Source organism: Saccharopolyspora sp. NPDC047091 (assembly GCF_040643635.1).
In the GTDB taxonomy this organism is placed as follows: Bacteria; Actinomycetota; Actinomycetes; order Mycobacteriales; family Pseudonocardiaceae; genus Saccharopolyspora_C.
In genome coordinates this window covers 45,625-60,591 of the sequence record NZ_JBEYUS010000010.1, presented here as the reverse complement: position 1 = coordinate 60,591, position 14,967 = coordinate 45,625, and the positions used below count along the sequence as shown (strand labels likewise).

Sequence of the window (14,967 nt, the reverse complement as noted above, 5' to 3'; positions counted from 1 at the left end):
GGACGAGCCGCCGAGCCGTCGGTAGCTTCATCCACATCGCGGCACCGCACGAGTTCCACCTCGAATGCGGGCCGCCCACGGGGGAACGATTGGGGATCCGCACCTTGCTGAGTTCGGCATTTCTCGCCACCATCATCGTGATGATCATGGCTCCCGGCCCGTCGTTCGTGGTGCTGGTGGACACCACGGTCCAACGCGGCAGGGTCGGTGGATTGTTCGCGGTGGCGGGGAGCACCACCGGCCTGACCTGCTGGGCCGCGACCTCGGTGCTCGGACTCGTGGCGCTGCTGCGCGCGTCCGACCAGGTCTTCTTCGGATTCACGCTGCTCGGCGCCGGCTACCTGTGCTGGCTGGGCATCAGCACCCTGCGCGGGGCCTGGCGCGACAGGGGGCTGCCGATGGGCGCCGACCTGGTCCCGGACGGCCGGACCGCTCCGTCCCACTGGGGCTGCTACCGGACCGGGGCGATGACCAGCCTCGCCAACCCGAAGATGGCGGCCGTCTACCTGGCACTGTTCCCGCAGTTCCTGCCGCCGGGCGGGGGAACCGCCACGCAGGTCACCACGCTCGCCGGCGTGCAGATCGCGTTGAGCACGCTCTGGTACCTGATCGTCGTCGCGGGCATCGGAGCGATCCGCGCCCGGCTGACCCGACCGCGCTGGCGATCGGGCATGGCGGTGGCCAGCGGTTCGGTGCTCATCGTCCTCGGGCTGCACACCTTGACCCTCGCCTGACGGGCGATCACCCCCGAAGAACGCCGCGCGCTCGGCGCGCCCACCTGCCCGCGCGCCCTCGTTGCCGACTCAGCACGCGCACTGGAGGAAACACGCATGAACGCCGCCGAAAACGACGTCCGAATCAAACAGATCATGATCGAATCCTTGCGAATCGATCGCTCTCCGCACGAACTCACGAATGATCTCGTCCTCGACTCGGACGCGATCCGAATGGATTCCCTCAACCTGCTCGAACTCATCGTGCGAATCGAGCGAGAACTCGGCGGAGAAGTGTCCGACCGAGCGGTATTCGAAGCGAATCTGCGGACCGTCGGCGATCTCATCGACCTGGTCCGGATCGAGATCCTCGCGCCCGCCGCCACCTGCTGACAGGTCGCGGCACCGAAATTCCGACACACCACCCCGGGCAACTTCCCGCGCGTGGTCGGCCGATGCACGTGTGCAGGCCGTCGCACGCCGCGCAGCACTGCCCGCACGCGGAACGGAGACCGCCATGCCCGAGGAACCCGCCGACCACGACGCGGTGCCCACCCACTGGTACAACGTGCTGTCCGACCTGGCGGACGTCGAGGACGCGGCGCGGTTGCGGCGCGCCCGGCCGGACTCGCACGTCCACCGCCCCACCGGCGGCATCGCGCCCCAGATCCCGCTCTCCATGTACCGGCAGAGCGTCGGCGACGACCGGTTCGTGCCGATCCCGGCCGAGGTGCGCGAGACCTACCGCCGCTGGCGTCCGACACCGCTGCGGCGGGCCCGGCGGCTCGAGCGGTTCCTCGGCACTCCCGCCCGCATCTACTACAAGTACGAGGGGGCCAGCCCGACCGGCAGCCACAAGCTCAACACCGCGCTCGCCCAGGCCCACTACTACAAGCAGGCCGGGATCACCCACCTGACGACCGGGACCGGCGCCGGCCAGTGGGGGTCGGCGCTCGCGCTGGCCTGCCAGAGCTACGGGATCCAGTGCACCGTGTACATGGTCCGGTGCAGCTACGAGCAGAAGCCGTACCGGCGGGTGCTGATGGAACTCGCCGGTGCCGAGGTCATCGCGAGCCCGAGCACCACCACCGAGGCGGGCCGCGCCGCCGTGCGGCGCGATCCGGACACCGACGGCAGCCTGTCGATCGCCAACGCCGAGGCGTTCGAGCACGCCAGCACCACCGCGGGCCGCGGGTTCTCGGTGGGCAGCGGGGAGAACCACGTGCTGCTGCACCAGACGGTCATCGGGCAGGAGGCGCTGACCCAGTTGGGCGCGCTCGGCGAATTCCCGGACGTGGTGATCGGCTCGGTCGGCGCCGGGAGCAACTTCTCCGGCCTCGCCTTCCCGTTCCACGGGGAGCGGGTCCGGACCGGCCGCGACGTCCGGCTGCTGGCGGTCGAACCCGAGGCGTGCCCCAAGCTCACCAAGGGGCACTACGCCTGGGACTACAACGACTTCACCGGCATCACGCCCATGACCAAGATGTACACGCTCGGCCACCTGTTCGTCTCACCCGGCATCCACGCGGGCGGGTTGCGCTACCACGGTGCGGCGCCGCTGGTGAGCGCGATGCGCCACCAAGGCCTGATCGACGCCGTGGCCTACCCGCAGGGAGCGGTGTTCGAAGCGGGGACGGCTTTCGCCGAGCACGAGTGGATCGTGCCCGCCCCGGAATCCGCGCACGCCGTCCGCGCGGCGATCGACGAGGCGCTCGACGCCAAGGAGCAGCGCCGGGAGCGGGTGGTCCTGTTCAACCTCAGCGGGCACGGCCTGCTCGACCTCTCGGCCTACGACCAGCACCTCAGCGGCCGGATGCACGACATGGCGGCGACCGACGAGCAGATCGCCCGCTCGCTCACCGTGCTCCCGCGGATCGACGAGGAACGACCGGCCCATGCGCACCGCGCGCACGGCTGAGCGGGCGCGGGCGAACCCGGTCCGCCCGCGCACCCTGCTCGACGAGCCGGATGCCGTCCCGTCGGCCGCCGAGCCCGGCGCCGACCCGACACCGCTCCCGCCGCGACCGGCGGTCGCCATCGTCGGGCTCGGCCCCCGCGGGCTGTCGGTGTTCGAGCGCCTGATCGTGCACCTGCGCTCGCGCTCCGACCTCCCGATGCGGGTGCACCTCATCGAGGACGCGCACCTCGGCGGAGGGCGGATCTGGCAGCCCGATCAAGAGCGGTGGTTCCTGATGAACACCGTGGTCGGCGAGCTGACCCTGTTCTCCGGCGCGGCGGGACCCGGCCCGTGCCGGGCGGGCGCCGGCCGGTCGTTCCTGGAGTGGCTGCGGCACCAGGACGATCCCGAACTGGCCGCGCTCGGGCCGGACGACTACGCACCTCGCTACGCGTACGGCCGCTACCTGGGCCACGTCCACCGCTCGGTGCTGGCCAGCGCCCCGCCCTCGGTCGAGGTCGTCGAGCACCGCGGGCGCGTGGTGGCGCTGCACCGGGACGATCCGGGCTACCGCCTCGAAGTCCGGATCGACGGTGCGGTGCGGGAGCTCGACTTCGACGCGGTCGTCCTCGCCACCGGCCACGGCCGCTCCGAACCCACCGGAGCGGAACGGCGGCTGGCGGAGTTCGCCGCCCGGTCGCCGGGATTGCGCTACATCCGCGGGGACAACCCGGGAGAGCTGGGCCTGGACTCGATCCCGCCCGGGGCGCAAGTCGGGCTGATGGGTCTCGGCCTGTCGTTCTACGACGTCCTGCTGTCGCTGACCATCGGGCGCGGCGGCCGGTTCCACCGGGAGGACGGCGAACTCGGGTACCGGCCGAGCTCGCGCGAGCCGGTGGTGGTGGCGGGTTCCCGCAGCGGCCTGCCGATCGCCGCGCGAGCGGTGAACCAGAAGTCCGGGCGCGGCCCGTTCCAGCCGAAGTTCCTGCACCACGAGGCGATCAACGAGCTGCGGATGCGGGCGTGCGGCAGGCACGGGCGCGCCGATCTGGACTTCGACCGGGACGTGCTGCCGCTGCTGGTGGCCGAGATCAACCACGTGTACTACGCGACGCACGCCCGCGGCCGCTTCGGCACCACCGCCGCGCTCCGGCTGTCCGCGGACCTGTGCGCCGCGGGTGCGGCCGTCCAGCGGTGGCCGGGGATCGCGGCCGCGCACGGGCTGGGCGACATCGCACCGCTCGACCCGGACCGGCTCGCCCGGCCGTTCGCCACGACGACCTACACCGGTCCGGAGGAGTTCCGCGCGGCGGTCCGGGCTGCGGTGCAGGCGGATCGGGCGGAAGCGGCGCTCGGCAACGTGGACAGCCCGCTGAAGGCGGCGACCGACGTGTTCCGGGACGCCCGCGAGCTCATCCGCGCCGTGGTCGAGTTCGGTGGGCTGCGTCCGGAGTCCTACCGCGATTCCTTCCTCGGGCGCTTCTTCCCGGCGCTGGCGCTGCTGTCCACCGGACCGCCGGGCATCCGGGCCGAGCAGTTCCTGGCCCTGCTGGACGCGGGCGTCCTCGCCGTGGTCGGCCCCGGTGCGACGTTCCTCCCCGACCCGGAGCAGGGCAGGTTCGTCGTCGGGTCGCCGCAGGTGCCCGGATCGCAGCGGGCGGTCTCGGTGCTCATCGACGCGAAGATCCCCAAGCCGGACCTGCGCCGGAACGCGGACCCGCTGTTCCGGCGACTGGTCGCCGACGGCATCGCCACCGGGTTCGCCACCGGCGCGGGAACGACCGCGCACGACACGGGAGGCATCGCCATCACCGCCGCGGAATACCGGGTCATCGCAGGCGACGGCGAACCGAACCGGGCGCTCTACGCCGTCGGGATTCCGACGGAGGGACCGCGGTGGTTCACCCAGATCGGCAACGGCCGCCCGGGTGCTCCGACCGCGTTCGAGCGCGACGCGGAGGTGGTCGCCGTCAGCCTGCTGCGCCGCCTCGGCGCCCTTCCCACCGGACGCCGAACACCGGCGCCCGCCGATCGCCCTGCCAACTGACGTCACGGGAGTGAACACTGTGGACGGAACGAACGCCTTCGGCGATTTCCGCGCGGCCAGGGACGTCCTGCTGAAGCACCGGCTCGACCACGACGCGGCCGTCCGCGAGTTCCGCTGGCCGCGGTTCAGCACGTTCAACTGGGCGCTCGACTGGTTCGACCGGATCGCGCGGGGAAACGACCGCGAGGCGTTGCGGATCGTGGCCCCCGGTGCGGACCAGGTCCGCAGCTACCAGGAGCTGGCGCGCAGATCGGACGAGGTCGCCTCGTGGTTGCGTGCTCGGGGCGTCGGCCCCGGCGAACCGGTGCTGGTGCTGCTGGACAACCGCGCGGAGCTGTGGGAGCTGCTGCTCGCGCTCATGAAGCTGCGGGCGGTGATCGTGCCGACGTTCACCACGATCGGGCGGGACGAGCTGGCGAGCCGGATGCACCGGGCCTCGGTCCGGCACGTGGTCGCGGAGGCGGGTATCGCGGCCGGCTGGGGATCGCTCCCCGAGCCGCAGGTACGGGTGTCCGTCGGCGGGCCGGTGCCGGGCTGGTCCGATTTCGACGACTCGGACGGACCCGGCGCGTTCGAACCGGACGGGCCGACGGCGCCGGACGAACCGCTGTTCCACTACTTCACCTCCGGCACCACCGCGCGCCCCAAACTGGTCGTGCACAGCCACACCAGCTACGCGGTCGGACACCTGGCGAGCATGTACTGGAACGGGCTGCAGCCGGGCGACGTCCACCTCAACGTCGCGCCTCCCGGTTGGGCGAAGCACCCGTGGAGCTCGTTGTTCGCACCGTGGAACGCCGAAGCGAGCCTGGTGTCCCTACCCGGTGCCAGCAGCGCGCACCGGATCCTCGACGCGCTGGAGCGCACCGGGGCGACGAGCTTCTGCGCGTCGCCGAGCACGTGGCGCGCGCTGCTCCGGGCCGGTGCGGCCGATCGGACCGTCCGGCTGCGGGAGGCGGTGAGCGTCGGCGAACCGCTCACCCGCGAGATCGTCGACCAGGTCCGGGAAGCCTGGGGAGTCCGGGTGCGGAACGGGTACGGGCAATCCGAGGTCACCGCCATCGCCGGGGTCGCTCCGGGGCTCGATGGCGATCCCACCGAGCTGGGCAGGCCGTTGCCCGGCTACGACTTGGTGCTGTGCGAGCCGGGATCGGAACGCCCCGGGCGGGAAGGGGAGCTCTGCGTGGATCTGACCGCGAACCCGGTCGGGATGATGCGCGGTTACCTCGACGGGCCGACGCCCGGCGGTGCCGCCGCGATGTACCGGACCGGTGACCTCGCGCGCTGGGACGGGTCGGGCGGGCTGCTCTTCCTGGGCAGGCTCAAGGACGTGCGCCACGGCGCGGACGGTTCCCGCATCAGCCCGCCCGAACTGGAGGCCGTGCTGCTGGAGCATCCCGCGGTGAGCGAGACGGCGGTGCTGGTGCTGGACGAACCCGGCCGGGAACCGGTGCTGAAGGCGTTCGTCGTGCCTGCCGAGTGCTGGAACGCCACGTCGGTCACCGCCGAGGCGCTGTTCGCGCACACCCGCGGCAGGCCGACGCCCGGGATCGACGTGGTGGAGTTCGTCGACGACCTGCCCCGGACCGAATCGGGCAAGACCCATCGCGACGCGCTCCGCGCCTACTCGCGCCCCGCCCTGCTGGAGTTCCGCAGGAGCGCGGAGTGAGGCTCACAGCGCGGTGATCCGCGTCCCGTCCACCTCGGGCAGCGCCTCGATGACGCTGCCCAGGTGGGCGCGCATCGCCTGCTCGGCGGCCGCCGGATCACCGGCGCAGATGGCGTCGACGATCGCCAGGTGCTGCGGCAGCGAGACGCTCGGGCGGCCGGGGTGCAGGGCCAGCCGGAACTGGTGGCGCACGTTCTGCCCGCGCAGCCTGCTGAGCACCTCGTGCGCGGTCCGCTGACCGCTGACCCGCAGCACCAGGGAGTGCAGCCGCTTGTTCAGCTCGGAGTAGCTCCACACGTCGCCGCCGGCGACCGCGGTCCGCATCTGCTCGGCGATCTCGCGCAGTTCGGCCTTGTCCGCGTCGGTGGCCCGGTCGGCGGCGCGCGCCGCGCACAGGCCTTCGACGGCCATCCGCACCTCGGTGATCTCGATGGCCTCGTCGAGGGAGACCGCGCGCACCCGGGCGCCGCGGTTCTGCACGCGTTCCACGAGGCCTTCGGTGGCCAGCTGCACGAGCGCGTTGCGCACCGCACCGCGGCCCGCGTCGAACCGTTCGGAGAGCTCGGCCTCCACCAGCCGCTGGTCGGGCGCGAAGTCGCCGCGGGTGATCGCGTCGCGGATCGCGTCGACCACCGCCGACCGCCCGGACTCGCGCTTCGCTGTCGTCACTGCCCTACCCCGCACAATTGTGAACAATGTTGTCCACCGATTCTAACCACCGGCCTCGGACGCCTGCCCCGAGGAGCTCCGGGAGCGGACCCGGATGGTCGAGCTCGCCAGGGCCATCATCACGGCGCCGAACAGGCCGGTCACCGCGAACGCGGTGAATCCGAGGTCGGCGCGGCCCGCGGCGAGCAGCGCGCCGCCGAGCCACGGCCCGAACACCGCGCCGAACCGGCCCATCCCGGCGACCCAGCCCAGCGCGGTGTCCCGATCGCCCGCGTCGTGGTGCGCACCGACGGCCGCGTAGACCATGCTCTGCCCGCTGAACAGCAGCAGCCCGGCGACGAACACCACCGCGTAGAGCACCGCCACCGGCAGGTGCACGCCCAGCACGTACACGAACACCGCGGTCAGCGCGAACCAGACGACCACGATCCGCCGCGCCCCGACCAGGTCGGCGAGGCGGCCCGCCACCAGCATGCCGACGATGCCGCCGACGTTGAGCGCGGTGGAGAACAGCAGCGCGTCACCGGTCTCGTAGCCGAGATCGCCCATGATCTTCGGCAGCCACTGCCCCACCCCGTACACGAGCATCAGCCCGGCGAACGAGGTGAGCCAGAACAGCAGCGTCACCGGCCACCGCCCGCCGCTGAACAGCGCCCGCAGGCCCGCCCAGCGGTCCGGCCGCTCGGGCGCGGGCGCGGCGGGGGCGATCCCGTGCCGCGCCGAGACCGCGGCCGCCGCTTCCGGCCTGCCCCGCGCGGCCAGGATCGCCGGGGACTCCGGCAGCAGCCGGACCGCCACCGGCAGCAGCACCACCGCGGGCACCGCGCCGGCGACGAACACCCAGCGCCACCCGGCGGTGTCGACCAGCACCAGCGCGATGAGCGGCGCGAGCGCCCCGCCCGCCTGGTGCGCGGTCATGATCACCCCGGTGGCCAGCGCCCGGCGGCTCCCCGGCCAGAACTCCATGCCGTAGGCGATGGCGATCGGCAGCAGCGCGCCGAGCCCGAACCCGCACAGCAGCCGGCAGAACCCGAACACGGCGGCGCTGCCCGCCAGCCCGGAACCGAGGGTGGCCAGGGTGAACAGCGCCACCGAGGCGAACACCGCCGGGCGGCGGCCGACCCAGCGGGTGGCGGTACCGGACAGGATCGTGCCGATGAGCATGCCGAAGGTGGTGGCGCTGCCGATCTCGCCCGCGGTGGCGTCGGTGAGCCCGAGGTGCCCGGCACCGATCATCTCGGGCAGCACCGAGCCGTAGACGAAGGTGTCGATGCCGTCGAGCAGCACCAGCGCCCAGCACAGCGCGATGACGATCGCGCGGCGCCGGGCGGTCGGGTCGGTCGCGCCGGGCGGGTCGGTCGGGGGTGTGGTCCGGTTCATGGCGGGCTCCTCGTTGAGCTGTGCGCTGCCGAACGAACGACCGGTCAGTCGACCGGCGGAGTGCCGTGGGTGTGGAAGGACTCGATGGTCTGCAGGCCCCAGGCCTGCCCCTTCGCTCGTTCCCGCTCGGTCCAGGTGATCAGCGGCCAGTCGGGGGCGAGCACCAGGCGGGTGAGCGGGTTGCACAGCTCGACGCGGTTGCCGCCGGGCTCGTAGACGTAGAGGAAGAAGGTCTGCTGGATGGCGTGCTTGTGCGGCCCGGTCTCGATGAACACGCCGGTGTCGACGGCGAGGTCGGCGGCGCGCAGCACGTCCTCGCGAGTGTCGGTGGCGAAGGCGATGTGGTGCAGCCGGCCCGAGGAGCCGGTGCGGTCCTTGGTGTGCACCAGGTCGTAGGACTTCTGGGTGAAGGTCTGCCAGCGGGCGGCGATCTCGCCGTCGTCCAGCCGGATCTGCTCGGTCGGGCGGGCACCGAGCACGTCGACGAGGAAGCCGCTGGCCTGCGCGACGTCGGCGGCGAGGTAGTTGACGTGGTCGAGCCTGCGGACTCCGACGCCACGACCGGGTTTGGCCTGCGGCTGGTTCTTCAGCGCCGGGGCGAGTTCCGCGGGCGCTTCGTACCAGGACGTCTCGTGGTAGAGCGCGATCTCGTGCCCGTCCGGGTCGACCGTGGTCCACAGCGGACCGATCCCGGGTTCGTCGCGCACCCAGCGCCCGCTGCCGCCCGCGGCCTGCACGGCGGTCTTGCGGCGGTCCAGCGCCTCGGCCGAGGAGCAGCGCAGCGCGGTGCGCCCGACGCCGGGCCGGTCGCGGCGGGTCACCACCAGGCTGTGGTGCTCGTAGTCGTCCCAGGTGCGCAGGTAGGTGTGGTCCCCGTCCTGCGCGGTGGCGGTGAGCCCGAGGAACTCGGTGCAGAAGGCGACCGTGTCCGCGGGGCACGGGGTGAACAGCTGCACGTGCCCGAGGTGGGCGATGTCGCCGAGCGGCGGCCGGGTGGGCGTGTCGGCGGCCATCCGCTCGAGGGTGGTGAGGTGCTCCGGTACGGGGTGCATGCGGCCTCTCCTCCGAAGGGTTCAGCGACCGGCGGCGGGTTCCGGTTCCGCCGACTCGGCTCGCAGCCGGATCTTGCGGGTGGCAGGGCCGAACAGCGCCAGCGCGAGCGCGCCCACCACCCAGGTTCCTGCGATGAAGTAGAAGACGGTCCGGTACCCGTACCCGCTGTAGAGCGCGGCGATGATCAGCGGCCCGAACGCGTTGGACAGCCGTCCGAGCCCGTAGGAGACCGAGGTGCCCAGCGAGCGGCCCGCCGTGTCGTAGAGCTCCGGCGAGTAGGCGTAGGCCAGCGAGGTGTAGCCGCGTTCGAACAGGTTCACCAGGAAGCCGAACACCACGACCAGCACCGGCAGGAACGTCAACCCGTACAGCAGCCCGGAACCGGCGATGATCAGGCCGAACACCACCAGCGCCCACTTCCGCTCGACCCGGTCGGTGACCTGCGCGGCGAGGAAGGACCCGAGCGGTGCGCCGACGGTGGTGAGCGCGACGAAGAAGATGGAGTCCTCCACGCTGACGCCCTCGGCGGCCAGCAGGGTCGGCGCCCACGAGGAGAAGCCGAAGAACCCGATGGTCTGGGTGATCCACAGCACCGACAGCAGCAGGGTCGGGAACAGGAACCGGCGCTGCTTGAGCAGGCGCAGCCCCGGTTTCGCGGCGGGCGCGACCGCGACCGGTTCGACGGCGGCGGGCAGGGCGCCGTGCTCGGCCGACGCCGCGTCCTCCAGGCCCCGCAGCACCGCGTCGGCCTCCTCATGGCGGCCGCGGGTCTCCAGCCACTGCGGGGATTCGACGAGCCTGCGCAGGAAGAACAGGAACAGCACGCCCAGCGCGCCCCACAGGTACACCAGCCGCCAGGTCTGCTCCCCCATCGGCACGACCAGCGCGGCGATCAGGTTGGTGACCGGGGTGCCGCAGATGCCGATCATGATCACGTAGGCCTGGAACTTGCCGCGCTTCGCCCGCGGGAACAGCTCGTTGAGGTACACGACCGCGACGACGGTCATCGCGGCGAGCCCGGCGCTGGTCAGCACGCGGAACACGCCCATCGAGGCGATGTCCCAGGCGAACACCGTCGCCAGCGACCACACCGAGAACCACACCGTGGTCAGCGTCAGCGTCCGCTTCCGGCCCAGCCGGTCGGCCATCCCGCCGGCCACGACCGAGCCGAGGAACATGCCGACGAACGACAGCGAGGTCACGTAGGCGATGTGGCCGACGTCGGCGCCCCACTGCTCGCGGACCTTCGGCGCGGTGATGGCGAAGGTGTTGATGTCGGCGAACTCGAAGAAGTACGCGAACGCCAGCGCGGCGATCGTGGTCCGGTGGAACCGGGAGATCGGCAACCGGTCGAGCCGGTTCGCCGCGTTCGCGGACCGTTCGTCGCCATTGACGGGGTGCTGCACTGCGGTCTCCTCGGGGCGGGACCGGGCTTCGTCGCCCGGCCGTGGATCAGGCTTGCTCGTCCGGCCAGTAGAGGCGCATCGGGTTGTCCACCAGCAGCGCCTGCCGCTGCTGCGGGGTGACCGCGATGTGCGGGACGTGGTCGAGCAGCAGCCCGTCGTCGGGCATGTGGTCGGTGAGGTTCGGGTGCGGCCAGTCGGTGCCCCACAGGACGCGGTCCGGGAAGGCCTCGACGGCGCGGCGCGCGAAGGGCACGACGTCGGCGTAGGCGTTGCGCTCGCCGTCGAGCGCGGGCGGGCCGGTGCGGGACAGGCGTTCCGGGCAGGAGACCTTGACCCACGCGCGGTGGCGGTCCGCGAAGTCCAGGAATCGGCTGAACTCCGGGCCGTCCGGGTCCTGCTCGACGTCGGGCCGCCCCAGGTGGTCGATCACGATCGGCACCGGAAGGCCCGCCGCGAGCTCCTCGACGTCGGGCAGGTCGCGGGCTTCGAAGTAGAGCACCACGTGCCAGCCCAGCGGCGCGATCTTCTCGGCGATGGCCCGCAGCGTCCGGGTGGGCGCGGTGTCGACCAGCCGCTTGACGAAGTTGAACCGCACCCCGCGGACTCCGGCCTCGTGCAACCGGTCCAGTTCCGCCCGGGTGATGTCACCGTCCACTGCGGACACCCCGCGGGCCCGGCCGCCGGAGGCCCGCAGCGCGTCGACCAGCGCGCTGTTGTCGGTGCCGTGGCAGGTGGCCTGCACGATCACGTTGCGGGCCAGGCCGAGGTGGTCGCGCAGCGCGAACAGCTGCTCCTGGCCCGCGTCGACGGGCGTGTACTTGCGCTCGGCGGCGAACGGGAACCGCGCGGCGGGACCGAACACGTGGCAGTGCGCGTCGACCGAGCCCGCGGGCGGGATGAACGCCGGGGCGCTCGGTTCCGGGTGCCAGGGCAGCCACCCCGGGGTGACTTCGGTGCTCATGGGTTCTCCTCCTGCCGCCGGGGCGGCGTGCGTCGGTGCACGGGACCGCCGGTTCCCGTTCCGGGAGCTCAGTCCCGGTAGGTCAGTCCCATGGCCGCCAGCTTCGGGCGCATGTCGTAGAGGTCCAAGCCGAGTTCTCCCTCCTGGAACCGCGCGCGCTTGCCCGCTTCCCCGGCTTCCCGCTTCGCGGCGGCCGCCGCCACCTCCGATGCCTTCGCCGCGGGCACCACGACCACGCCGTCGGTGTCGGCCACGATGACGTCGCCCGGTTCGACCAGCGCGTTGGCCACCACGACGGGCACGTTCACCGAGCCGAGGGTCGCCTTGACGGTGCCCTTCGCGTTGATGGCGCGGGAGAACACCGGGAAGTCCATGGCGCGCAGCTCGTCGACGTCGCGACAGCCGCCGTCGATGATCAGCCCCTGCGCACCGCGGGCGCGCATCGAGGTGGCGAGCAGCTCGCCGAAGAACCCGTCCTCGCACTCGGTGGTGCACCCGGCGACCAGCACGTCGCCCTCCTGCACCTGCTCGGCGGCGACGTGCAGCATCCAGTTGTCCCCGGGCTGCAGCAGCGCGGTGACCGCGGTGCCGCAGACCTTCGCCCCCTCGTAGACCGGGCGGATGTAGGGGCGCAGCAGGCCGACCCGGCCCAGCGCCTCGTGCACCGTGGCGACGCCGAACTCCGCGAGGGCTTCGACGGCGGCGCGATCGGCGCGCTGGACGGTCCGGTGGACGATTCCCAATTCGTGCACGGTGCTCCTTCGGGGTTCAGCGGCCTTGCGCGGTCAGGCGCGCGTCCAGCCGGGGGTAGGCGCGGCGGGCGTTGCGCTCCTCGATCGCGGCGAGGGAATCGGCGGGGAGCCCGGCCTTCTCGACGTAGCGGCGGGTGTCGTCGAAGTGGTGCCCGGTGCGGGGATCGACGCCGCGCACCGCGCCGACCATCTCCGAGGCGAACAGCACCGACTCGTGCGGGATCACGTCCAGCAGCAGGTCGATGCCCGGCTGGTGGTAGACGCAGGTGTCGAAGAAGACGTTGCCCAGCAACGATTCCTCCGGTTCCGGCTTGCCCAGCGCCTGCGCGAGCCCGCGGAACCGGCCCCAGTGGTAGGGCACCGCACCGCCACCGTGCGGGATCACCAGGCGCAGCTCGGGGAAGTCGGCGAACAGGTCGCCCTGCAGCAGCTGCATGAACGCGGTGGTGTCGGCGTTGAGGTAGTGCGCGCCGGTGGTGTGGAACGCCGCGTTGCAGCTGGTGGACACGTGCACCATGGCGGGCACGTCCAGCTCGACGAGCTTCTCCCACACCGGGTACCAGTGCCGGTCGGTCAGCGGCGGCGCGGTCCAGTGCCCGCCGGAGGGGTCGGGGTTGATGTTCACCGCGACCGCGCCCAGCTCGCGCACCACCCGCTCCAGCTCGGGCAGGGTCGTCGCCGGATCGACCCCGGGCGACTGCGGCAGCATCGCGCCGGGCGCGAACCGCTCCGGGTAGAGCTCCGAGACCCGGTGGCACAGGTCGTTGCAGATGCGCGCCCACGCCGCGGAGGTCGCGAAGTCCCCGACGTGGTGCGCCATGAACGAGGCGCGCGGCGAGAACACGGTGACGTCGATGCCGCGCTCGTCCATCTGCCGCAGCTGGTGGGCTTCGAGGGATTCGCGGATCTCGTCGTCGCCGATGACCGGGCCGGCCGGGTCGGGCCGCAGCGCCGGATCGGCCAGCCCGGCGACCTGCGCGTCGCGCCAGCGGCCCAGCGGCTCGGGGGCGGTGGTGTAGTGGCCGTGCACGTCGATGATCACGCGGAACGCTCCTCGGCAACGGGATTCCAGAGGGCGGCGGGCACGAGGACCTCGCCGGACATCAGCAGGCGGGCGGTGCGCAGCAACCCGGATCGCAGCACCCGCCCCGGTTCGGCGGGGTCGAGCCCGAGGGCGACGCTGAACTCGCCGGACGGGTGCTCCACCGAGACGGTCGGTTCGGTGCCGCGGACCTCGGCGGCGACCTCGCGGGCGACGCTGCCCTCCAGCACGCACGCGGTGGCGGCGGTGACCGCGGCCAGCACACCGATGGAGCGGTGCGCGACCCGCGGGATGAGGCTGCGGGTGGACAGGTCGCCGCCGTGCCGGGGCGGTGCGACCAGCGTCATCTTCGGGTAGTTCTTCGCCTCGACGTCGCCGAGCCCCATCGCGCGGCCGCAGACCAGCCGCAGCGCCTCGACCTTCGCCTTGAGCTCCGCGTCGCCGTCGATCTCGGCGGGGTCCTCGTAGCCGGTCGCGCCGAGCCGGTCCGCGCGGACGACCACCAGCGGCTGCCCGTTGTCGATCAACGTCACGTCCACCGCGCCGAGGCCGGGGACGTCGACGGTGTCGCGCGGGTTCCCGGTCGGCAGCAGCGATCCGGCGACCGAGCCCGCGGTGTCCAGGAACCCGATCTCGACGGGGGCGGCGGTGCCCGGGACGCCGTCGATGCGCGCCTCGCCCGCGTACTCGACGTGCCTGGTCCCGTCCGGTCCGGTGGGGGTGCGGACGGTGATCTCGGCGACCATGCCGGTGTTGCGGGTGAGCACGCGGGCGGTGGTGCGGTCGGCGTCCGGGACGACCATGCCGGTCTCGACGGCGAACGGGAGCACTGCGGCGAGCATGTTCCCGCAGTTCGCGGTCGTGTCGACGCTGCTCCCACCCGGCTGCACCTGGCCGAAGGTCCACTCCACGTCGACGCCGGGCCGGTCGCCCGGGCGCACGATCCCGATCTTGCTGGTGAGCGGGTGCGCTCCCCCGATGCCGTCGATCTGCCGGTCGTCGGGCGAGCCGAGCGCGGCCAGCAGCACGGCGTCGCGGATGGGGACGTCGGCGGGCAGCGCCCGCTCGTCGAAGAACGGGCCGCGCGAGGTGCCGCCCCGCAGGAACAGGCACGGGATCGCGGTCTGCGCACCGCGGCGGTGCGAGCGCGCGGCCTGGCCGGCGTCGGCGGGCATGGCATTCCTCCTCCGGGGCGCCGCGGGTGCGGCGCCCGCCGTGGTCATGCCGAGGAACCTAAACTATGAACACGATTGTTAACAATCCCTTCGACAAAATCGGGCGTCGATCCGGGCTCCCGCCACCGGGCGCCCGACGAGGCCGCCGGCCCGGCCCGCGCTCCGGCACCAGCGCGCTTCCAGCGCTGCGACCAGCAGCGGGG

The 14,967-nt window shown here is 72.6% G+C and carries 13 protein-coding genes; 5 read left to right on the top strand and 8 right to left on the bottom strand.

Annotated features, from left to right (window positions below; genetic code table 11):
* The first annotated feature begins 140 nt into the window (after positions 1-140).
* The 5 genes from ABZ805_RS07360 to ABZ805_RS07340 all read left to right on the top strand — a co-directional run bounded on the left by ABZ805_RS07360 (position 141) and on the right by ABZ805_RS07340 (position 6,326).
* Complete coding sequence (locus tag ABZ805_RS07360; protein ID WP_358435734.1) at positions 141-734, top strand: LysE family translocator; 594 nt, start codon at positions 141-143, stop codon at positions 732-734.
* Positions 735-830: 96 nt separating this feature from the next.
* Entirely contained in the window at positions 831-1,106 is a 276-nt protein-coding gene (locus ABZ805_RS07355; protein ID WP_358435732.1) for an acyl carrier protein, read from the top strand.
* 124 nt (positions 1,107-1,230) lie between these two features.
* Complete coding sequence (locus ABZ805_RS07350; RefSeq protein WP_358435729.1) at positions 1,231-2,631, top strand: TrpB-like pyridoxal phosphate-dependent enzyme; 1,401 nt, start codon at positions 1,231-1,233, stop codon at positions 2,629-2,631.
* Positions 2,609-4,657, top strand: a complete 2,049-nt coding sequence (locus tag ABZ805_RS07345; RefSeq protein WP_358435726.1) for an FAD/NAD(P)-binding protein — start codon at positions 2,609-2,611, stop codon at positions 4,655-4,657. The genes ABZ805_RS07350 and ABZ805_RS07345 overlap by 23 nt, the downstream gene beginning before the upstream one ends.
* Before the next feature lie 19 nt (positions 4,658-4,676).
* Positions 4,677-6,326, top strand: coding sequence for an AMP-binding protein (locus ABZ805_RS07340; RefSeq protein WP_358435723.1), 1,650 nt, complete (start codon positions 4,677-4,679; stop codon positions 6,324-6,326).
* A gap of 3 nt (positions 6,327-6,329) precedes the next feature.
* On the opposite strand, the gene ABZ805_RS07335 is transcribed toward ABZ805_RS07340, so the two are convergent.
* The 8 genes from ABZ805_RS07335 to ABZ805_RS07300 all read right to left on the bottom strand — a co-directional run bounded on the left by ABZ805_RS07335 (position 6,330) and on the right by ABZ805_RS07300 (position 14,764).
* A complete protein-coding gene (locus tag ABZ805_RS07335) occupies positions 6,330-6,995 on the bottom strand; it encodes a GntR family transcriptional regulator (protein WP_358435720.1) in 666 nt (221 codons plus the stop codon).
* Between the two features lie 42 nt (positions 6,996-7,037).
* Positions 7,038-8,375 (bottom strand): MFS transporter, encoded by a 1,338-nt coding sequence (locus ABZ805_RS07330; protein WP_358435717.1) that lies wholly within the window; start codon positions 8,373-8,375, stop codon positions 7,038-7,040.
* A gap of 44 nt (positions 8,376-8,419) precedes the next feature.
* Positions 8,420-9,427, bottom strand: coding sequence for a VOC family protein (locus tag ABZ805_RS07325; RefSeq protein ID WP_358435714.1), 1,008 nt, complete (start codon positions 9,425-9,427; stop codon positions 8,420-8,422).
* A gap of 21 nt (positions 9,428-9,448) precedes the next feature.
* On the bottom strand, positions 9,449-10,834 hold the full coding sequence (locus tag ABZ805_RS07320) for an MFS transporter (protein ID WP_358435712.1): 1,386 nt from the start codon (positions 10,832-10,834) through the stop codon (positions 9,449-9,451).
* A 46-nt stretch (positions 10,835-10,880) separates the two neighbouring features.
* Complete coding sequence (locus ABZ805_RS07315; protein WP_358435709.1) at positions 10,881-11,795, bottom strand: amidohydrolase family protein; 915 nt, start codon at positions 11,793-11,795, stop codon at positions 10,881-10,883.
* A 68-nt stretch (positions 11,796-11,863) separates the two neighbouring features.
* Positions 11,864-12,547 (bottom strand): 4-carboxy-4-hydroxy-2-oxoadipate aldolase/oxaloacetate decarboxylase, encoded by a 684-nt coding sequence (ligK, locus tag ABZ805_RS07310; protein ID WP_358435707.1) that lies wholly within the window; start codon positions 12,545-12,547, stop codon positions 11,864-11,866.
* A 16-nt stretch (positions 12,548-12,563) separates the two neighbouring features.
* Entirely contained in the window at positions 12,564-13,589 is a 1,026-nt protein-coding gene (locus ABZ805_RS07305) for an amidohydrolase family protein (RefSeq protein ID WP_358435705.1), read from the bottom strand.
* The gene (locus ABZ805_RS07300; protein WP_358435702.1) at positions 13,586-14,764 is read right to left on the bottom strand and encodes a 4-oxalomesaconate tautomerase; all 1,179 of its coding nucleotides are present in this window, start codon (positions 14,762-14,764) and stop codon (positions 13,586-13,588) included. Before ABZ805_RS07300 ends, ABZ805_RS07305 begins: the two co-directional genes overlap by 4 nt.
* Positions 14,765-14,967: the final 203 nt, after the last annotated feature.